This window comes from Neiella litorisoli (genome assembly GCF_014773395.1).
In the GTDB taxonomy this organism is placed as follows: domain Bacteria; phylum Pseudomonadota; class Gammaproteobacteria; order Enterobacterales; family Neiellaceae; genus Neiella; species Neiella litorisoli.
Window position 1 is genome coordinate 146082 of record NZ_JACXAF010000003.1, and the last position, 16876, is coordinate 162957.

9 protein-coding genes are annotated in these 16876 nt (G+C 49.8%); 2 read left to right on the forward strand and 7 right to left on the reverse strand.

What is annotated here, in order from left to right; all coding sequences use genetic code 11:
• Positions 1–21: 21 nt before the first annotated feature.
• The 7 genes from IC617_RS02825 to IC617_RS02855 form a co-directional block, all read right to left on the reverse strand.
• A complete protein-coding gene (locus IC617_RS02825; RefSeq protein WP_191143465.1) occupies positions 22–603 on the reverse strand; it encodes a hypothetical protein in 582 nt (193 codons plus the stop codon).
• Between the two features lie 207 nt (positions 604–810).
• Entirely contained in the window at positions 811–2718 is a 1908-nt protein-coding gene (locus IC617_RS02830) for an Ig-like domain-containing protein (RefSeq protein ID WP_191143466.1), read from the reverse strand.
• Between the two features lie 713 nt (positions 2719–3431).
• Positions 3432–8075, reverse strand: coding sequence for a hypothetical protein (locus IC617_RS02835; RefSeq protein WP_191143467.1), 4644 nt, complete (start codon positions 8073–8075; stop codon positions 3432–3434).
• Positions 8076–8144: 69 nt separating this feature from the next.
• A complete protein-coding gene (locus IC617_RS02840; protein ID WP_191143468.1) occupies positions 8145–8789 on the reverse strand; it encodes a PEP-CTERM sorting domain-containing protein in 645 nt (214 codons plus the stop codon).
• Positions 8790–9183: 394 nt separating this feature from the next.
• Entirely contained in the window at positions 9184–10644 is a 1461-nt protein-coding gene (locus IC617_RS02845) for a sulfatase-like hydrolase/transferase (protein WP_191143469.1), read from the reverse strand.
• 43 nt (positions 10645–10687) lie between these two features.
• A complete protein-coding gene (locus tag IC617_RS02850; RefSeq protein ID WP_191143470.1) occupies positions 10688–12034 on the reverse strand; it encodes a family 16 glycosylhydrolase in 1347 nt (448 codons plus the stop codon).
• 331 nt (positions 12035–12365) lie between these two features.
• Positions 12366–14501 (reverse strand): hypothetical protein, encoded by a 2136-nt coding sequence (locus IC617_RS02855; RefSeq protein WP_191143471.1) that lies wholly within the window; start codon positions 14499–14501, stop codon positions 12366–12368.
• Between the two features lie 152 nt (positions 14502–14653).
• Between IC617_RS02855 and IC617_RS02860 the strand changes: the two genes are divergently transcribed.
• Positions 14654–15703, forward strand: a complete 1050-nt coding sequence (locus tag IC617_RS02860; protein ID WP_191143472.1) for a UDP-glucose--hexose-1-phosphate uridylyltransferase — start codon at positions 14654–14656, stop codon at positions 15701–15703.
• Positions 15704–15707: 4 nt separating this feature from the next.
• Positions 15708–16871 carry a galactokinase gene (galK, locus tag IC617_RS02865; RefSeq protein WP_191143473.1) on the forward strand — a complete coding sequence of 388 codons (1164 nt, stop codon included), beginning with the start codon at positions 15708–15710 and terminating at the stop codon, positions 16869–16871.
• Positions 16872–16876: the final 5 nt, after the last annotated feature.

Sequence of the window (16876 nt, forward strand, 5' to 3'; positions counted from 1 at the left end):
ATGCGTCTGCGCTGGCCTATTTCAATTGCTTTTAGCCTTATTGTTGTTACCAATATACACTTCCGCCGGAGCAATAATCACCTTGCTCAGATCGATCTCAGGTTGATAGCTTTTAATTTGCCAAAGATCTCGTTCACTTTTGTTCTTGACGGTAATCTGCATGCTGTTACAGCCATCAGAGTGCACTTCGCCGATGTATGTCACTTGGCCACCTTCAAGCGTAAAGGGCTTTGTAAACACCGGATCGTCAAAGCTGAAGTATGGGTTTTGATGATACAACCACAAATCGTATTGGCCCGGCTTTAACACCGTTGAGTAAACCTTGGCATATTCATCATCAAAATCGCTATCGACGAAATTATTGTTCAATTGGTAGACACCGATGCTATCGCCCAGCGTTGGCTGCTTGGCGCTTTCTTTAATGACGAAGGCCGATGAAAAAGAAATGCATGTTTCTGCTGCTCCGGCACTGACAATCAACACTGCTTGCTCATTGCTCAGCTCATTGGGGTCAACATTCAAAATTGTAGGTAATGGTTGAGCGCATCCGGACAAGGCTAATAGTGCGCTGAGTGTTAATAGTGCGGTTGTTGATTTGGTCATTTTGTGATGGTTGATTTTTGTTGAAGCCGTTGAGCGATGGAATAGTGCATTCGTTCGCTAGTGCTAGTCATTGTTTCAGCCAATCCTAAATACTGCTAATGAAAACAACAACAAAAAGGGCCGCGAATGCGGCCCGTTTGATTGATGTTGCTGCTTACTGCAGCGGGTAAAATCGCTGTTTCACCGTTTCATGATTACACCGTTTCTCTACTTCACAGTAATGGTGACGGTATCGGTTTTACCTAAGTTTTTGGTTTTCACCGTAATGATAGTAGTGCCAACGTTTCTGGCGGTGACCACTCCGCTGGAATTAACGATCGCAGCACTTGTATTGCTGGAGCTGAAGGTGACGTTTTTATTGCTCGCACATACTGGCAACACATTGGCCGTCAGGCTAACGGTTTCGCCTGGCGATAACGTTGTTTTTGGCGCCGATAACTCGACTGACGAGACTGCGACCCAACTGCCGTCACAGCTACCCGGATCGCCACCAGAATTGGAATCTGAGGTGACGGTAACCAAACTGGTGTCGGTAAATGTGCCGTCATTGGTCGTCACTGTGATTTGGGTAGAGCCAGCTTGCTTGCCGGTCACCAAACCTGAGTCATTGACTGAGGCAATGGCGCTATCATCCGAGTAGTAGTAGACCGATGGGTTACTTGCATTGTATGGGCTGACCGTTGCTGATAATTGCTTGGTGGCGTTAACGGCCAGTGACAAGGAACTTGGCGACAACGAGACGCCAGTCACCGCAACATTACCACCGCCATTATTAGAGCCGGTGATATTAATATTGGCGACCGCACTTTGGGCGTAAATGGTAGAGCCATTCGATGACTTAAATACCGGCGCCAATGCGTAGTAGTGGCCATTGGGCAAATCAGCCGTTGGTGTCACACCGCTCAGATCGATGGTCATGACGGCGTCGCCAGCGTACTTCTTGTCATCATTGGTGGTGCTTGGATCGTTAACTGATTTCACGACGCGCACCAGACCGTTGGCGTTTTTCTCGATCAGGTTGAGCGTCACGCCATTGTAATTGCCACTGTCAACGTAATCGTCACTGCCGCCGTGGTATGACACGGTGACTCGCAGATCGCCGCCAGCCGGGTAGTTGGTTGATTGATATTGACCTGGGTTGGCAATCCACACCGATGGCAGTGCTTTCCACGTTTTCACGTATTCGACTTGCATCCGAGCTTTTTCAGGGAAGCCTTGTGAGATGACGTTGTCTGGATTTGGATCGGCACGTTGGCAAGCTGAATTGTATTTAATCAAATGGCGACGCAAGCCTTGAGAGAAAATCAGGTGCATCGGCCGGTGCCACCACTTATTGGGTTTCGAGCCAATCTCGACGCCATCAACATACCAGGTGATTTTGTCGGGGCGATTTTCAACCGCGTAGGTGTGAAAATCTAAGCCTGGATCAAATGGTGCTTCGTAGTGCAGCAACTGAGCTTCTGGGTTGGGCTTTGGTCGCTTCCAGACGATTTGGCCATTTTCCTCAACTCGGGCATGAAGGTTGTGGTCCATATCAAATTGATCGTCGAAGTCAGTTGGGCTGCGCCAGTCGGCTTGTTGTAACTCAACAATATCGATTTCGCTGTAGTCAACATATTGGCCTGGCTCGTTGCGATCGGGGAACGGGTGACCGTCACTGTACAACCAAAATGCAGGGCTTAAGCCTGGAAAGATATCAACGCCTTTAATCTTGGCTTCGTAAAAACCATAGACGCCTTCAACGCTTGAGCGAACGGCGCCGGATTTGTAATAAAGTTCACGCTGTACGGTTTTTGATGAACCGCCGGCCACGCCGTCCCAGCAACTGTCCTGAAATGAGCGAGTGTGGGTTTCCTGGGTGGTCTCAATAATTAACCGGCCGTTGCTGACATACGCGTTGGGTTGGGCAAAGGTCCAGGCGCCAACATTAAGACTTGCCGGAGCATTTTCCCACTTACTGGGGTTAAGCGAACCGCTTTCGAAATCGTCGGTGCGATTGCCTTGTTCTTGCCAGCGGATTTGTCCTTGTTGAAAGCCCGTAGGGCGAATGACTTCCGCTGCGACCGAGCCGCTAATGGCCAGCAACAGCGAAGTTGTGAGTATACTTTTATGCATTGGTATCTACTTTAATTATCTGTTTATTAGAGCCTGTTGATCTTTGGTGTATGAATTTTGTAAAGCTCGTCCATGAGCTTTACCGCTATGCGGCTATCGCGATAGTTTGTTCCAAACAAACTGTTGTTCGTTCAAAATGCTCTTTTGAGCAAGAAGCGAGCTATGCCATATAGCAATCTATATAAATAGCGAGCGACGCAGCGAAATGAGCATTTTGACGAACCCTTCGGGCAGCGTTTATTGGCAATTTATTCAGCGTCAGCGATTATTCATTGACGGCCAGTCAACTTCATAACCACTTCCTTGCCTAAATCACCAATAAATTGCTGCAAAAACATACAGCAAAGATCAACAGGCTCTATCTTTTCTGAGCATTGGGAGTGGCTTTAAACGGTGGCCAAACCACTGCGGCAAACAAGGCTGCCTTGCTCAGCTCTTTTCTGGTTTTTTGTACAATCAGCGAATCACTTGGATGTCATTCACTATTCATCACGATAACCAACAAGGCCGATCTTGTTAATTATTTATGATGTTTATATTTGTTTTATGTGATCAAACGTAGGATGTTTGTTTTTGGGCGAGAGATAGTTACGGCAAAAGTAAAAGCGCGCCAAAAGAAAGCATAAAGAGAGTTGGCAGTATCAATTGCCTGTGACACAACATAAAAAAGGGCTCACGAGGAGCCCTTTTGTGGTTTGTAGTATGACCTCAGTTTATTCAGGAGAATCCTGATAATTCCATCGTGCATCGCTACATTCGCTGGCGCCGTCAGCGACATAATACGGGCAGACTTTGGCTGTGCGAGTATGGGCATCGACCCGCGGTAGATTTGTGCTTGGGAAGTTCACCATGTCAAGGTTCATGACATTGATATTGAAGTGGTAATCAACACCTGGCTCGTTCAAATCATACACGCCACCCAACGATGGGCCCATGTAGATTTGGCCAGGCTTGTCCCACTGACTCTCTGCGGCGATACAGACGTTTTCACATGCTGGGTTGGTATCGGCAAAGTAGTTCAGTTGATTTTGTTTCAAGTGAGCATTGCTACCGTTGTTCGCTGTCACGTTGTAGATGTAAGACTCAGCAAACCAACCAGGTTTCAAGCCGGTTGCTTGGTGCACTGCATCTAAACATGCCTTGGTCGGGTTAATGCGCGCCGCCCATTGATTCGTGCCACGAGCATAAGGTTGCGCCGAGCAGTTGTCGCCGTAAAGCTCGTTGACCTTATCTTTCCAGCCGTTGCGGGTGTAACTTTCGCCAGCAGGGCTGAATAGTTCGACAAAGCCATCGTCAACCCGCACTGCAAAGCCACAACCATTGGCGGTCACACCATTGACTTGCACTGAGCCATTTTCTTGGAAGTGCGGGCCAAACATGACCGGAGCCAGACAGTCAGTACCGCGAATATCTTCGGCGAAGATGTCGCGGATGCCGCCTTTGCCATAGTCTTTCATGGTCAGGTTGTCGGTTTCCATACGCAGGGTGATGCCGCCTTCACTGTGCAGATCGCGGAACAGAATGTTGTCTGCACCGTACATTTGCACTAGGCCGTAACCAAACAGCGAATTGGATTGATCAATCTTCTCGATAATGCCGTTGACCGGCCAGAAGATATCATTGTCGCGTTCGGTAATGCCCACTAAGAATGAGGCAAAAATGGACTTGCGATCGGCAATCTTGAAGTTGGAGAACTTAAAGTTTTCGATATCACCCATTTTGAATACGGCGGTACGGATATTTGGCGCATCGGTCAGGTCAATGGTGAAGCCATTGCCTTGGCCAACAAAGCTGAAGTTTTCAACTTTGCCGTCGTTGCCGTTGCCCATTTCGAACATCCAAACGTTATAACCGCCGCCAGCGGCGATGTGGAACACCGCACCTTCGGCCATTTCCATGTGAACATTGGATTTGAACTTCAAGCTACGAACATAGTAGTCACCGGCGGGGACGATTAGCTTACCGCTTTCGGCTGTTGCCAGCATATTACTTATGGTGTCGATGGCAGCCTGCATTGCTGCGGTGTCATCAGCGCCCGATGGGGTAAAGCCCAAATCAGTGACTAAATCTTTCACTACTGCGAATGAAGCAGGTTCAACATAAAAGTCGCTATCGACCACAGGCAAAGGTTCGGGGCGATCGGTTTCGGTGTAGGTGCCGCTGCCGTCGTGGAAACCATAGTCATGAGCAGGCTCATCTGGGACCACGGTGCGGGCAAACTCATTGTCACCGATGAGCAGGTAGTCATCGATGATGATCTTATCGCCGACTTCCAAACCACCGAAGAAGAACGCTGGCAGCACATCGACAATATCGCCGCCGCTAGTGAGCTTCCAGGTATCCGGAATGACGAAGACTTCCGAGCCGGTATTGGCATCGACAAAGGTCACTTCCACCCATTCGCCAAAGCGATCGGCACTGACCGTTGCGGTGTAGTCAGCCGTCACCGCTTGCGCGGCAGCCACTTTATCAAACTTGTTAGAACCACCGATGTTCCATGGCAATAAGTGATGCTTGATGGTGACAGCCTCGGTACCGAGATTGCCCGCTGCTTTGTCAATTTTGACCTTGAGGGTGACTTTGCGGACCTCGGTGTCAATGTTGCCGCCAGCGAGTGCGCCACTCCATGGGTTAGACGTGCCCCACTTGTGCCAAAGTAGCGAATGGTTACCAATGAAAGTGCCTGCGCTGGTGTCGGTGAAAGACACGGCTTTGCTGCCTTGATAACCGGTGCCGTCTTCGTAAAGGTAGGTTCCGAAGCCATTGGCGATATAACCCCAGCCGCCATTTTGAGCAATTTGAGTGTTTTCAAAGTCGTATTCGACGCTGAAATCCGTTGGGATCGGCAGTGGTTCGCCAACCACCGATGTGGCGCGATACTCATCGATATAGATTTTGTCGCCGACTTCAGTGTTGGCAAATTTGAACTCAGGATAGATCTGCAGCTCATCACCGGCATTCACATGGAACCAGGTTGATGGAATGGTGAAGTCGATGGCTTCGCTGCCTTCAACCACAAAATCCACTTTCACCCAATCGCTGCTGCCCGCTGGAATGGTACCAACCAGTTTGGGTGAGGCAGCAATGCCAGCTGGGTAGTTAACGCTCTTATTGCCGGCAACTAAGCCATATGGGATCAGGTAATGAATGATCTCAATGTCTTTTTCTGCCACCAATTCGGTTTTCACCCATAGCGACACAGTTTTGATGGTATGGCCGTGATTCATGAACATGGCGGTAAACGGGTTACCACTCCAGTCTTGTAACAGCACACCGTTTTGCTCAGGGTTAACATTGATGCTGGTGTCGGTGTACGACAGTGCTGAGCCTTGTTGCCCGCCGGCATCTTCAAAGGCCATGGCGCCACGATCGATGACCGAATAAATCCAGCCTTGATCGCCCTGGCTTGCAGTGGTTTCGTTGACATCAAAGTTGTAGGTAAAGGTCAGCTGATCGCCGAGGTTAAAGGCACCATTAGCACCGGTTGCGCCGGTCAGCGTGCTGGTTTGCGCGCTGCTATCGTTGCCGCCGGAACCACCTGAGCCGCCACCTGTGTTGCCGCCATCATCCTCAACAGGTTCACAGCATGGGTCGAGCAAAGGCTCATTGGCAATCAGGTAATTGTCGAAATAGACCTTATCGCCGACATCAAGACCATCAAACAGAAATTGTGGATACACCTGAATGGGGGAGGTGCCGTCAAAGTGTTTCCAGGTATCAGGAATGGTGAATTGGCGTTGGCCGGTTTTGCTATCAACAAACTCCACTTGTACCCAAGTGTTGTTAGCTGATGCCGGAATGACCATTTCATATTCTGGTCCAACCGCGATACCGGCAGTGATTTGCTTGCCTTTGGTGTCGTCAATCAGCGGGTAGGGCACTAAGTTGTGACGGACAGTGACATTACCAGCGGTGGCTTTCTCGACCTTGACCCAAAGAGACACCGAGTTCAGCGTTGTGCCAACGACATCGGCCAAAAAGTCAGTCCATGGGTTAATGTTGTCCTTGTTGGTGCGATTGTTAAAGCGAACGCCATTTTGAGCGATATTGGTATTGGTGGAAGTGTCCTGATAGGACATCACGGCACTGCCGTCTTCGCCAACCCCTTCGACAAAGGCCATTACGCCGCGGTTTTGAGTTGGGTAAACCCAGCCTTCCCAATTGTTGTTTTCGGTTTGGATCTGATTGACGTTGAAGTTATAGCTAAACTCGCCTTCTGCCACTGGATTACTGGTCGAAGGTGCTTCTTGATCTTCGCCTGTATTACCTGAGGCATCACCGACTGAGCCGTCGAGCATGACATCGGCACCGGTGAGCAGGTAGTCGTCGATATAAACTTTATCGCCCTGTTCTAAGCCGCCAAAAGTAAACTGCGGATAGACCTGAATTTCTGAATTGCCATCGTAATGAGCCCAAGAATAAGGGATGGTGAATTCAGTGGAGCCTGAGTTGCTATCCACAAACTCAATATCGACCCAGGTGCCATTATCGGCAGCCGGTATTACCGCTGAATACTGCGGTCCGGCTGCGATGCCGGCGCTGATTTGTTCGCCTTTGGTGCCATCGATTAGCGGATAAGGAATGAGGTTGTGATAAACGGTGACATCACCTGGCGTGGCTTTTTCAACACGCACTTTTACCGAGGTTTTGTGAATCGTCTTGCCCTGAGCGAAGGCGAGGACATCAAACCAAGGGTTAATATTCGCTTGGTTGGTTCGGTTGTTAAAGCGCAAGCCATGTTGAGAGGCGGTACTGTTGCTGCTGGTATCTACAAATGAATAGGCGCCAGCGCCATCTTCGCCAGCGCCTGCTTCAAAGGCCATCACCCCGCGATTAGCGGTTGGGTAAACCCAGCCTTCCCAGTTATTGTTTTCGGTTTGGATATCAGCAGCGCTGTCAAAGTCATAGCTGAGTTCAAATGCGCCCGGTAGCTGCGGCTCAACGAATTGTTGTAACTCCAGCGAATAAGAAAATGAAATGCGCTTGGGTTCAAAATAGATTTTGTTGCGATCACTCAGCGATTCGACATTGAAATAAGGTTGTTCGTTGGCATCGACACCATCGGCATTAAGCACAGTGTGGGTGTTGTCTGTTACCACTAATCGTAATTGTTCGGCCAACAGGGAGTCATCGGCGATGACAATGTCGTTGTAGGTAAAATAACCCACGCCGCGTTCCATGTAGATCCGGCTTTTCTCGATGTTTGCCTGATCAACAATGACCCAGGAACCATCTGCTTGGGCCACTGCATGAAAAGGGATTTGGCTTGTGCAAGCCATTAGGGCCACCGCAAATAACGCCTGATTGCAGCGTTTGGTCGGGGCGAAATAAGTGTGCTTGGTTTGACAACCAATCATGATCCGTTCTCCGGTTGAATCGGGGGGACAACGCAGCAACAAACTCAAATGTCATTGCTTCGTTGGCGATTACTTTGCTGCAGGCTTGCGGCTCAGTCTGCGATGCCCGAGGGCCAGCATGGCTAGCGAAAACATTGCCAAAGTGGATGGTTCCGGAACCGGCGCAGCCGACTTGGTACTAATGGCAATATCGGAGACGGTCAGATAGTCGTCGAAGTAGTTGAAATCCCAATCTTCAAAACCGAATCTTAGCTCGACCATGTCGTTGACATTCAAACTACTGAAATCAAAGCTCGGGCCGTCGCTCGGGTCGAGAAAGTCGTGAATGATGTCGCCTTCGAACCACAGCGCAACATTGACGATATCACCCCAAAAACTATCGTCTGAAGCGAAGTAGTCGTAACTGAGAGAGAGTTGGTCGTAGTCGGCGCCAACAGAAAACTCTTGATAGATGTAACCGCCAAACAACAGGTCGGTTGGCGTGATAGTGGCACTGCCTGTGCTCGAAAACGAAAAGACGCCGCTGGTATCTGTGGCTAAATCAACCGGAATTTCTCCGAATTCGTCGACGACGAAACCACTCCAGCCAAAGTCACTTGCGCTGGTATCGAACTCAGCATTTATCAGGCCGGCAAATGCCGAGCCTGATAGCAGCAGACCAGCAGTTAATGCAGCCCCTTGGAACAAGTGGCTACCAGTTAATTTTGAAAACATTATTTTTCCCTACATGTGTTGTGTCTGGCGATTACCTTGCGTTGTGGCTAAGCAATCGACCTCCCAATTTGAATTCGCTTTGAGCACGATCGGCGCCGTGCTTTTTATTGGATCTGATTGGTGGTGGCGCTCAGTGATAGCGATATGAGATTGCTAAATATGAACACTTTGCGACCAATCGAACGCTTTTAGATTGTTTCATTAATGTAAACATCATACTTTTATCTTGATCTCATATTATTGGTGGTTTTTGGAAGTCGATGTAAAAGTTTTTGACACTCAACGAGGTCGGTTATTGGTCAACAGCGACTCGCTGTTAGGTTGGTAGGCTGCTTAAACAACAAAGCCCCAAATGAATTGGGGCTTTGTTCTACCTTGATGGTAATGAAATGGGTTATTTGTTTTTCAATTCAAAGGTTTGATCAAACCTCGGCATGCCATTGAGGCGCCATTGAGCAGCGCTCTTATGGTTGTAGAAAAACGCAGGTTGTTGATGAGACCAGCTCCACACCGACATTTTTGACACCATTTCACGCACAGTATCTGGGTACTGAGCACTTAAATCATTATTTTCAGCTGGATCGGCTTGCACATCATACAAGCGCCATGGCCCGTTCTCGGTACGAATCACTTTTAAATTATCGCGGCGGGCAGCGACGTTGGTGTGGTCAGCCCAGTGCACCATGACATAGAGCAGATCACCTGGGCGCGCACTCACATCTTGTTGTACTGCAGGCAGAATGTCGACGCCATCTAAATCTTTATCTGCTGGGATTGTGGCTCCCGCCAATTGCGCTAGAGTTGGGAACATATCCAGTGATGACACTGGGTGTTTGTAGGTTTTGCCAGCCTTCATTTTGGCTGGCCAGTGCATAAACATTGGCGTGCGATAACCACCTTCCTGCACACTGTTTTTGCCTTCTTTAAGTGGGTAGTTATTGGCGCCTTGATCAGGACGACCGCCGTTATCACTCATAAAGACAATCAAGGTGTTGTCGTACTGACCGGTGTCCTTAAGGGTTTTAACGACGTTGTTAATGCCTCTGTCGAGCGCCCAGACCATGCCGGCGTAGGTTTTACGCTTTTTATCTTTAATGTCTGGGAACAGCGCCATGTCTTCTTCTTTTGCTTCTAGCGGCGTGTGTGGCGCGTTATAGGCAAGGTACAAGAAGAAGGGCTCATCTTTGTGGCTGGCTTTTTCGATAAAGCGTGATGCTTCACGCGATAGCGCATCGGTAACGTATTCGGTTTCTTTAACCTCTTCGCCGTTGTATTGCATCGGCGCTAGGTATTGCCAGATAGCGCTGTCCAGCCCGCGATCTTTGGCTGCTTGGTACTTTTTCTGATAATCGGCAGGAAAATAACTATGGCCACCATTTAAGAAACCAAAAAATTCATCAAAACCCCGTTGATTCGGGTGATGTTCATGCATTTCACCAAGGTGCCACTTACCAACAATACCGGTAAAGTAGCCCGCATCTTGCAGCACTTCACTAATGTAACTTTCGTCGGTTGGCAAACCTAAACCACCGGAATCTTTGGTGGCTGGTAGATTGAATTGCGAACCAAATTTATGCGGATAGCGGCCGGTCATCAAGCCGGCGCGGCTTGGCCCACAAAATGGATGCACCACATAGGCAGAGGTAAACACAGTGCCGTTTTCTGCCAACTCATCGATCGAAGGGGTTTTGAGATCCGTTGAGCCGTTAAAGCCAACATCGGCATAGCCCTGATCATCGGTCAGAATAAACAGAATATTGGGTCTGTCGTCGGCTTTGTTGGTAGCGGCAATGCAGGCGTTACCCGCGAGCAGGCTGACCAGAGCGATTAAGCCGATTGATAATTGGGTTTTCATTAGAGCTCCAAATATTGAGTCAGTTAATGGGTCAAAGCGGCGACTAGTGGTTGCTGCTTACTACGTTGATTGTCACTAACGGCTGTTGTGAAAAAATATCTGAACCGTTGGATGAGCGGAATTCCGGCGCCAGTGCATAGTAATGCCCTGCTGGCAGCTCAGCGCTCGGTTTGACGCCGTTGAGTGCTAACGTTAACTCGCTATTACCGGCGTATTTTTTATCGTTGGCCAAGGTCGTTGGATCATCGGCCGAAACAATGGTACGCACCGTTCCTTCAGCATTTCGTTCAACCAAGTGCAGGGTCACGCCGCGACCGTTGTCATCGCTGACAAAAAAGTCACTGCCAGCATGGTAGCCGACGTTAACCTGGACATTAGTGCCAGTTGGATAGCTGCGCTGCTGATATTGTTCAGCTTGCTCAATCCAGATTGACGGTAATGCCTTCCAAGTTTTGACGTACTCAACCTGCATCCGCGCTTTTTCTGGAAACCCTTCGGTGATGATTTTGTTTGGGTTCGGGTCGGCGCGCTGACACGCCGGGTTGTATTTAATCAGGTGGCGGCGTAATCCCTGCGAGAAGATTAAATGCATCGGTCGATGCCACCATTTGTTGGGTTTGGAGCCGACTTCGACGCCATCTACATACCAGGTGATTTTGTCGTGCCGATTTTCAACCGCGTAGGTGTGAAAGCCGAGTCGTGGATCGAATGGTGCGCGGTAATGCAGCAGTTGCGCTTCGCGATTGGGTTTTGGCCGCTTCCAGACAATTCTGCCGTTTTCTTCAACGCGGGCATGGAGGTTGTGGTCCATGTCGAACTGATCATCAACGTCGTCGGGGCTGCGCCAGTCCGCTTGCTGCAATTCGACAATATCAATCTCGCTGTAGTCAACGTATTGCCCAGGCTCATGGCGATCGGGGTAGGGGTGACCATCGCTGTAGAGCCAAAACGCAGGGCTTAGGCCGGGGAATATTTCGACCCCTTTAATTTTAGCCTCGTAGAAGCCATAAACGCCCTCGACGCGAGTGCGAACGGCGCCCGATTTGTAGTAGAGCTCGCGTTGAACGGTTTTCGCTGGGCCGCCTGCCTTACCATCCCAGCAACTGTCGGGAAATGGTCGGCTGTGGGTTTCCTGCGTGGTTTCAATGACTAACTTGCCATCATTGACATAGGCGTTGGGTTTGGCAAAGGTCCAAGCGCCGACATTGAGACTCGCTGGCGCATTTTCCCATTTATTGGTGTCCATTTCGCCGGACTCGAAATCGTCGCTTTGATCGGCTTGCTGTTGCCAGCGGATCTGTCCTTCCTGAAAACCGTTTGGCCAAGACTGTTCCGCTTGGGCCACGGCGATACTCGCACTAATGGCGGTCAGCAATAGGGTGGTCTTCATGTCATCAACTCTATTATGGATTGTGGTTGTTTTAATCTCTCCAGCCTGTGCTCGGGCCCGTTGATGGCCACCGAAGCGTTAATCAAAACACTCGGCAACGACCAATCCAATCCAGACACAGCTGTGATGGCTTCACGTTACATTGAGACTGGTGCTGTTTCAGTGATCAATGTAGATGTTATGTAATTAAACATATGATGTTTTAGTTGAAAATGGAAGATGTCATGGACCGATCGGCTGACAATTGCGCGAATCGCTGGCTGTTAGCCAATAAAAAGGCCCCGAACAATAGGGGCCTAGAAAACCTTGAGGGGCGTTGCTGTTGCCTTGCTTATTGCGCAGCGAACCAATTAAAACTGGCTTCATCACCCAGCTTGCTGGACAGATACATACCTAGCTCAGCGAGCCGTTGGCCGTTGCGATAGTTGCCGATGCTTTGTTTCAGCAGCTCCAGCGCTTTTTGACTCTGGCCGAGGCTGTCGAGGGCAACCAAATAGACATAGCCAAACTGGGCGTTATCAGGCTCTAGCTGATGGGCTTTTTGTAAATACTGTAGGGCCTGTTGTTTTTGCTGATTGCGGATCAGCGATAGGCCATAGCTGTAATGCAGCAAACTGGAGTTGGGGTTGGTTTTAATCCCATTGACGTAGGTATTTTTCTCTAGCCCTGCTTTGCCAAGATTGCGATAGAGATCGGCCAAGTTGACGTATGAGCCGTCAAAGTAGGGATCAACCTGAATGGCTTGATTAAGGGCATCGATCGCCGGTTGCATCTGATTCAGTTGCACGTGAACCAAACTGGCGTTGAGACCACCTTCGCCGCGCCAGCGAGTAATGTCGTTGGCAGTATTCAGCTCTTCAACCGCTTTTTTCAGAGCCGGTTGCTTGCTGATGTCTTTGTGTAGCATTTGCATCGCCGCTTTGACCCGAACGGCTTTGTATTGATCGTTGAGCAGAGCGGCATAGCTTTTGTTACGATCGGCTTGTGACAGCAGGAAGCCAACTTGGGCCGTGGCTAAGCGGATCAATGGTAACGATGATTCAACCCAAGGTTTGATGGTGGCGTCATCGAGCACTTGGGTGGTGTTTGGCAGCAAGGCCAAGGCGCTGGCCCGTTTTAGCTCGGGCAAGGTGGCATCGTTGATAATGGCAAGATGCATCGGCAGCGGTAAGCTCAGGCTGTGCTGCAGTTCGATATAAGCTTTTTCGTTGTCGCTTAGCGGACGTTTATTGGGGTAGTGGCCAGCGACTTGCTCGACGGCCCATTCGGCTGATTTGTCGTCATGGCAGCGATTACAGCTGTTTGGAATGTCGTATTGCACGGTCAACTCAGGCCGCGGTACGCGCATGCTGTGATCGCGCCGTGGATCAACGCCCATGTAAGTGGTGTTTGGCATGTGACACTCGACGCATTCGCTGCCACTCGTGCCCGGCTTGTGCATCAGGTGCTGTTCGGTTTCATACACGCTTTCAGCATGACACTGATGACACAAGCCATTGGTCTGGTCGATGATTTTGTAGGTGTGTTTGTCATGGCAATTAAAACAGGTCACGCCCAGCTGATGCATTTTGCTCTGCTGAAAGGAGCCGTAAACGTATACTTCTTCTTTGATTTGACCATCGGCGTAGTAAAGCGGCTGTTGCAACATGGACGGCGAGAACTGGTCCAGAAACGGTTGAGTTGGGTCATAGCCATCGGTGAGCGGTGAGCGCAGCGAGTGGCAGGCATAGCACCCATCAATTGATTGCAAATTCGCTTTGCTGGTGTGCCAGTCACTGGCCGCCAGACTATTCGGTTTTTGGTATTCGGCTTTGGCGTGGTCTTCGGCCATTTCACCATGGCACGACTGGCAGCCGACATTGATGTGATCCCAGCCGGTATTAAAGTGATCCGTTTGATGGTCAAAGCCGCGAACCAGACCGTCGGAATGACAATCGGCACACATGCCATTCCAATTTTGCGAGGGCTGCAACCAATGCAGACGATCGGCAGGTTTGATGTCTTCGTCAGCATAGTTGTGATACCAACGCTGACCGCCTTGCTCTTTCGGGTGGGCATCCCAAGCATATGGGAATAGCTGTAATCGGCCTTTGCCGGTATCCACTAAGTACTGTTGCAGCGGACGGTAACCGAAGGTGTACTGTAAGTGGTACTCAGTGGTTTCACCGGCTTCAGTTAACGCAGCGTAATAGTTGCCATCTCGGGTGTAAAAACGCACGTGCTGGCTAAAATGGCTGAACTCGGCATTGTCGAAATCGCCAATCACGGATTCAGCTGTGGCGACGTCCATTGAACGGTAGTGGTCTGACTGTTGCCAATGGTCATTTTCTTGCTGGTGACACTCGATGCAGTTTTCATTGGAGTGGCTACGGGGCCGGTCTTTTGCCTCCACAGCAGTGGCGGCCAGCACAAATGGCAGGCAATAAAGGGCTAATTTCAGCTTTTCGGTGAGTTTGAACGAATACAACAGCTATCTCCCAAATCGGTTGGCGCACCAACACTACTTCATTCTGCGAACATTAGATAACAACTTGCGACAAAGATTTTGCTTGCGATCAAGTGTTAAAACATTTACCTTTTTATGTAAACATATGATGTATGCAAAGATGAGACAATGCTGTGATCAATGTCACCAATCAATTCGACCCGAAGGAACATCCGCATCGTCGCTTCAACCCTATGACGCGAGAATGGGTGCTGGTGTCTCCACACCGAGCTAAACGTCCCTGGCAAGGGCAGGAAGAATCACCTGATTTGAGTGAGAAGCCTGCTTATGACCAATCTTGTTACCTGTGTAAAGGCAATACCCGCATCAACGGTGAAGTGAATCCGGAGTATGAGGGAACCTTTGTTTTTACCAATGACTTTGCTGCCCTTAATGAGGAAACGCCAGCATTCGAGCAGAACGACCCGCTATTCACCCTTGCCGCAGAGCAGGGGAGCAGTCGTGTGATTTGTTTTTCGCCCGACCACGGAAGGTCGCTCCCTGAATTGACCGAGCAAGAAGTACTTGGGGTGATTGACACTTGGCAACAGCAATGTGCCGAGTTAGCAGAGAAATACCGCTGGATTCAGGTGTTTGAAAACAAAGGTGCGGTAATGGGCTGCTCCAACCCACACCCCCATGGGCAGATTTGGGCGCAGAACCAACTGCCAACGTTAGTGCAAAAAAAGCAGGACAGCTTTAGTGCCTATTTTGCCGAGCAGGGCAGTAACCTGCTGTTGGATTATGCCAAACGTGAGTCGACGGATGGCGCTCGTACCGTGGTGGAAAATGACGATTGGATTGTGGTGGTGCCTTTTTGGGCAGCATGGCCATTCGAAACCTTGTTGTTGCCCAAGTTTGCCGTTACGCGCATGACTGAGCTGAACGATCAGCAAAAGCTCACCTTGGCTGATGCGTTGCGTAAAGTGACCGCCAAGTACGACAACCTGTTCCAATGTTCATTTCCTTATTCGATGGGATGGCATGGTGCGCCATACGATGGCGATATTCATGACGAGTGGCAATTACATGCCCATTTCTTCCCGCCATTACTGCGCTCTGCCACCGTGAAAAAGTTCATGGTTGGCTATGAAATGATGGCAGAAGCCCAGCGAGATTTAACCCCAGAACAAGCTGCAGAACGCCTGGCTGCATTGCCTGATGTTCACTATAAGCATAGGTAAGACAATGACCCAGCAAGAACAAGTTACACGCGGTTTTGAAGCCGCATTTGGCCACCAGCCCGATTTTATTGTGCGCGCTCCTGGCCGAGTCAATTTGATTGGTGAGCACACCGATTACAACGATGGTTTTGTGCTGCCCTGTGCCATTCAATATGCCACCTTGGTTGCGGTGTCTGCTCGAGCAGATGACAAAGTAGTGGTTTCTGCGCTGGATTACGATGGCCAGCGCGATGAGTTTGTTCTAACCGAAACCATTGAGCCACAGGAAAACAAGTTGTGGGCCAATTATGTTCGCGGCGTCGTCACTGAGCTGCAAAAACGTGGCCACCAACTGAAAGGTTGTAATCTGGCGATTACCGGCAACGTGCCACAAGGCGCGGGGTTAAGCTCGTCAGCGGCGCTGGAAGTGGGCATTGGTTATGCCTTTGATCAACTTTGCCAGCTCAATATTGCCAAGGCTGATATTGCCCTGATTGGTCAGGCGGCAGAAAACAACTTTGTCGGTTGTGCCTGCGGCATTATGGATCAGCTTATTTCTGCGTGTGGCCGCGAGCAAATGGCCATTGGTATTGATTGCCGCACACTGGGTCTAACTGAAGTTAGCATTCCCGCTGGCATGACCATCATGATGATTAACTCCAATGTCAAACGCGGCTTAGTCGACAGCGAGTACAACACCCGTCGTGCTCAGTGTGAACAGGCGGCAGCTCACTTTGGTGTGTCCCATTTGCGTGATGTTACCGTGGCTGTGTTCGAAATGAAAAAAGACCAGCTTGATCCTGTGGTTGCTAAACGTGCCGAGCATGTGGTGTATGAAAACAAACGCACTGTTGATGCCATGAAAGCCTTTAACAAAGGCGATATTGCCAAGATCAGCCAATTGATGGCTGCCAGCCATGCGTCAATGCGTGACCTGTTTGAGATCACCACCAAAGAGATTGACTACTTGGTTGAACTCATCGACGGCGTGTTGCAAGACAAGGGCGGCGTGCGCATGACTGGCGGTGGTTTTGGTGGCTGTGTGGTCGCGCTGGTGCCAGAAACCATGGTTGATGAGATCACTAAACTGATTGAAGACAACTATCAGGCCGACACCGGCTTGAAAGAAACGATTTACATCAGCGGCCCGATGGCTGGTGTCGATACCCTTGCTTTGGAAATGGCCTAGGAGTT

Bases quoted from the DNA above. Each gene is read 5' to 3' on its own strand.
- IC617_RS02825 (WP_191143465.1), bottom strand. From the start codon at position 603: ATGACCAAATCAACAACCGCACTATTAACACTCAGCGCACTATTAGCC.
- IC617_RS02830 (WP_191143466.1), bottom strand. From the start codon at position 2,718: ATGCATAAAAGTATACTCACAACTTCGCTGTTGCTGGCCATTAGCGGC.
- IC617_RS02835 (WP_191143467.1), bottom strand. From the start codon at position 8,075: ATGATTGGTTGTCAAACCAAGCACACTTATTTCGCCCCGACCAAACGC.
- IC617_RS02840 (WP_191143468.1), bottom strand. From the start codon at position 8,789: ATGTTTTCAAAATTAACTGGTAGCCACTTGTTCCAAGGGGCTGCATTA.
- IC617_RS02845 (WP_191143469.1), bottom strand. From the start codon at position 10,644: ATGAAAACCCAATTATCAATCGGCTTAATCGCTCTGGTCAGCCTGCTC.
- IC617_RS02850 (WP_191143470.1), bottom strand. From the start codon at position 12,034: ATGAAGACCACCCTATTGCTGACCGCCATTAGTGCGAGTATCGCCGTG.
- galK (WP_191143473.1), top strand. From the start codon at position 15,708: ATGACCCAGCAAGAACAAGTTACACGCGGTTTTGAAGCCGCATTTGGC.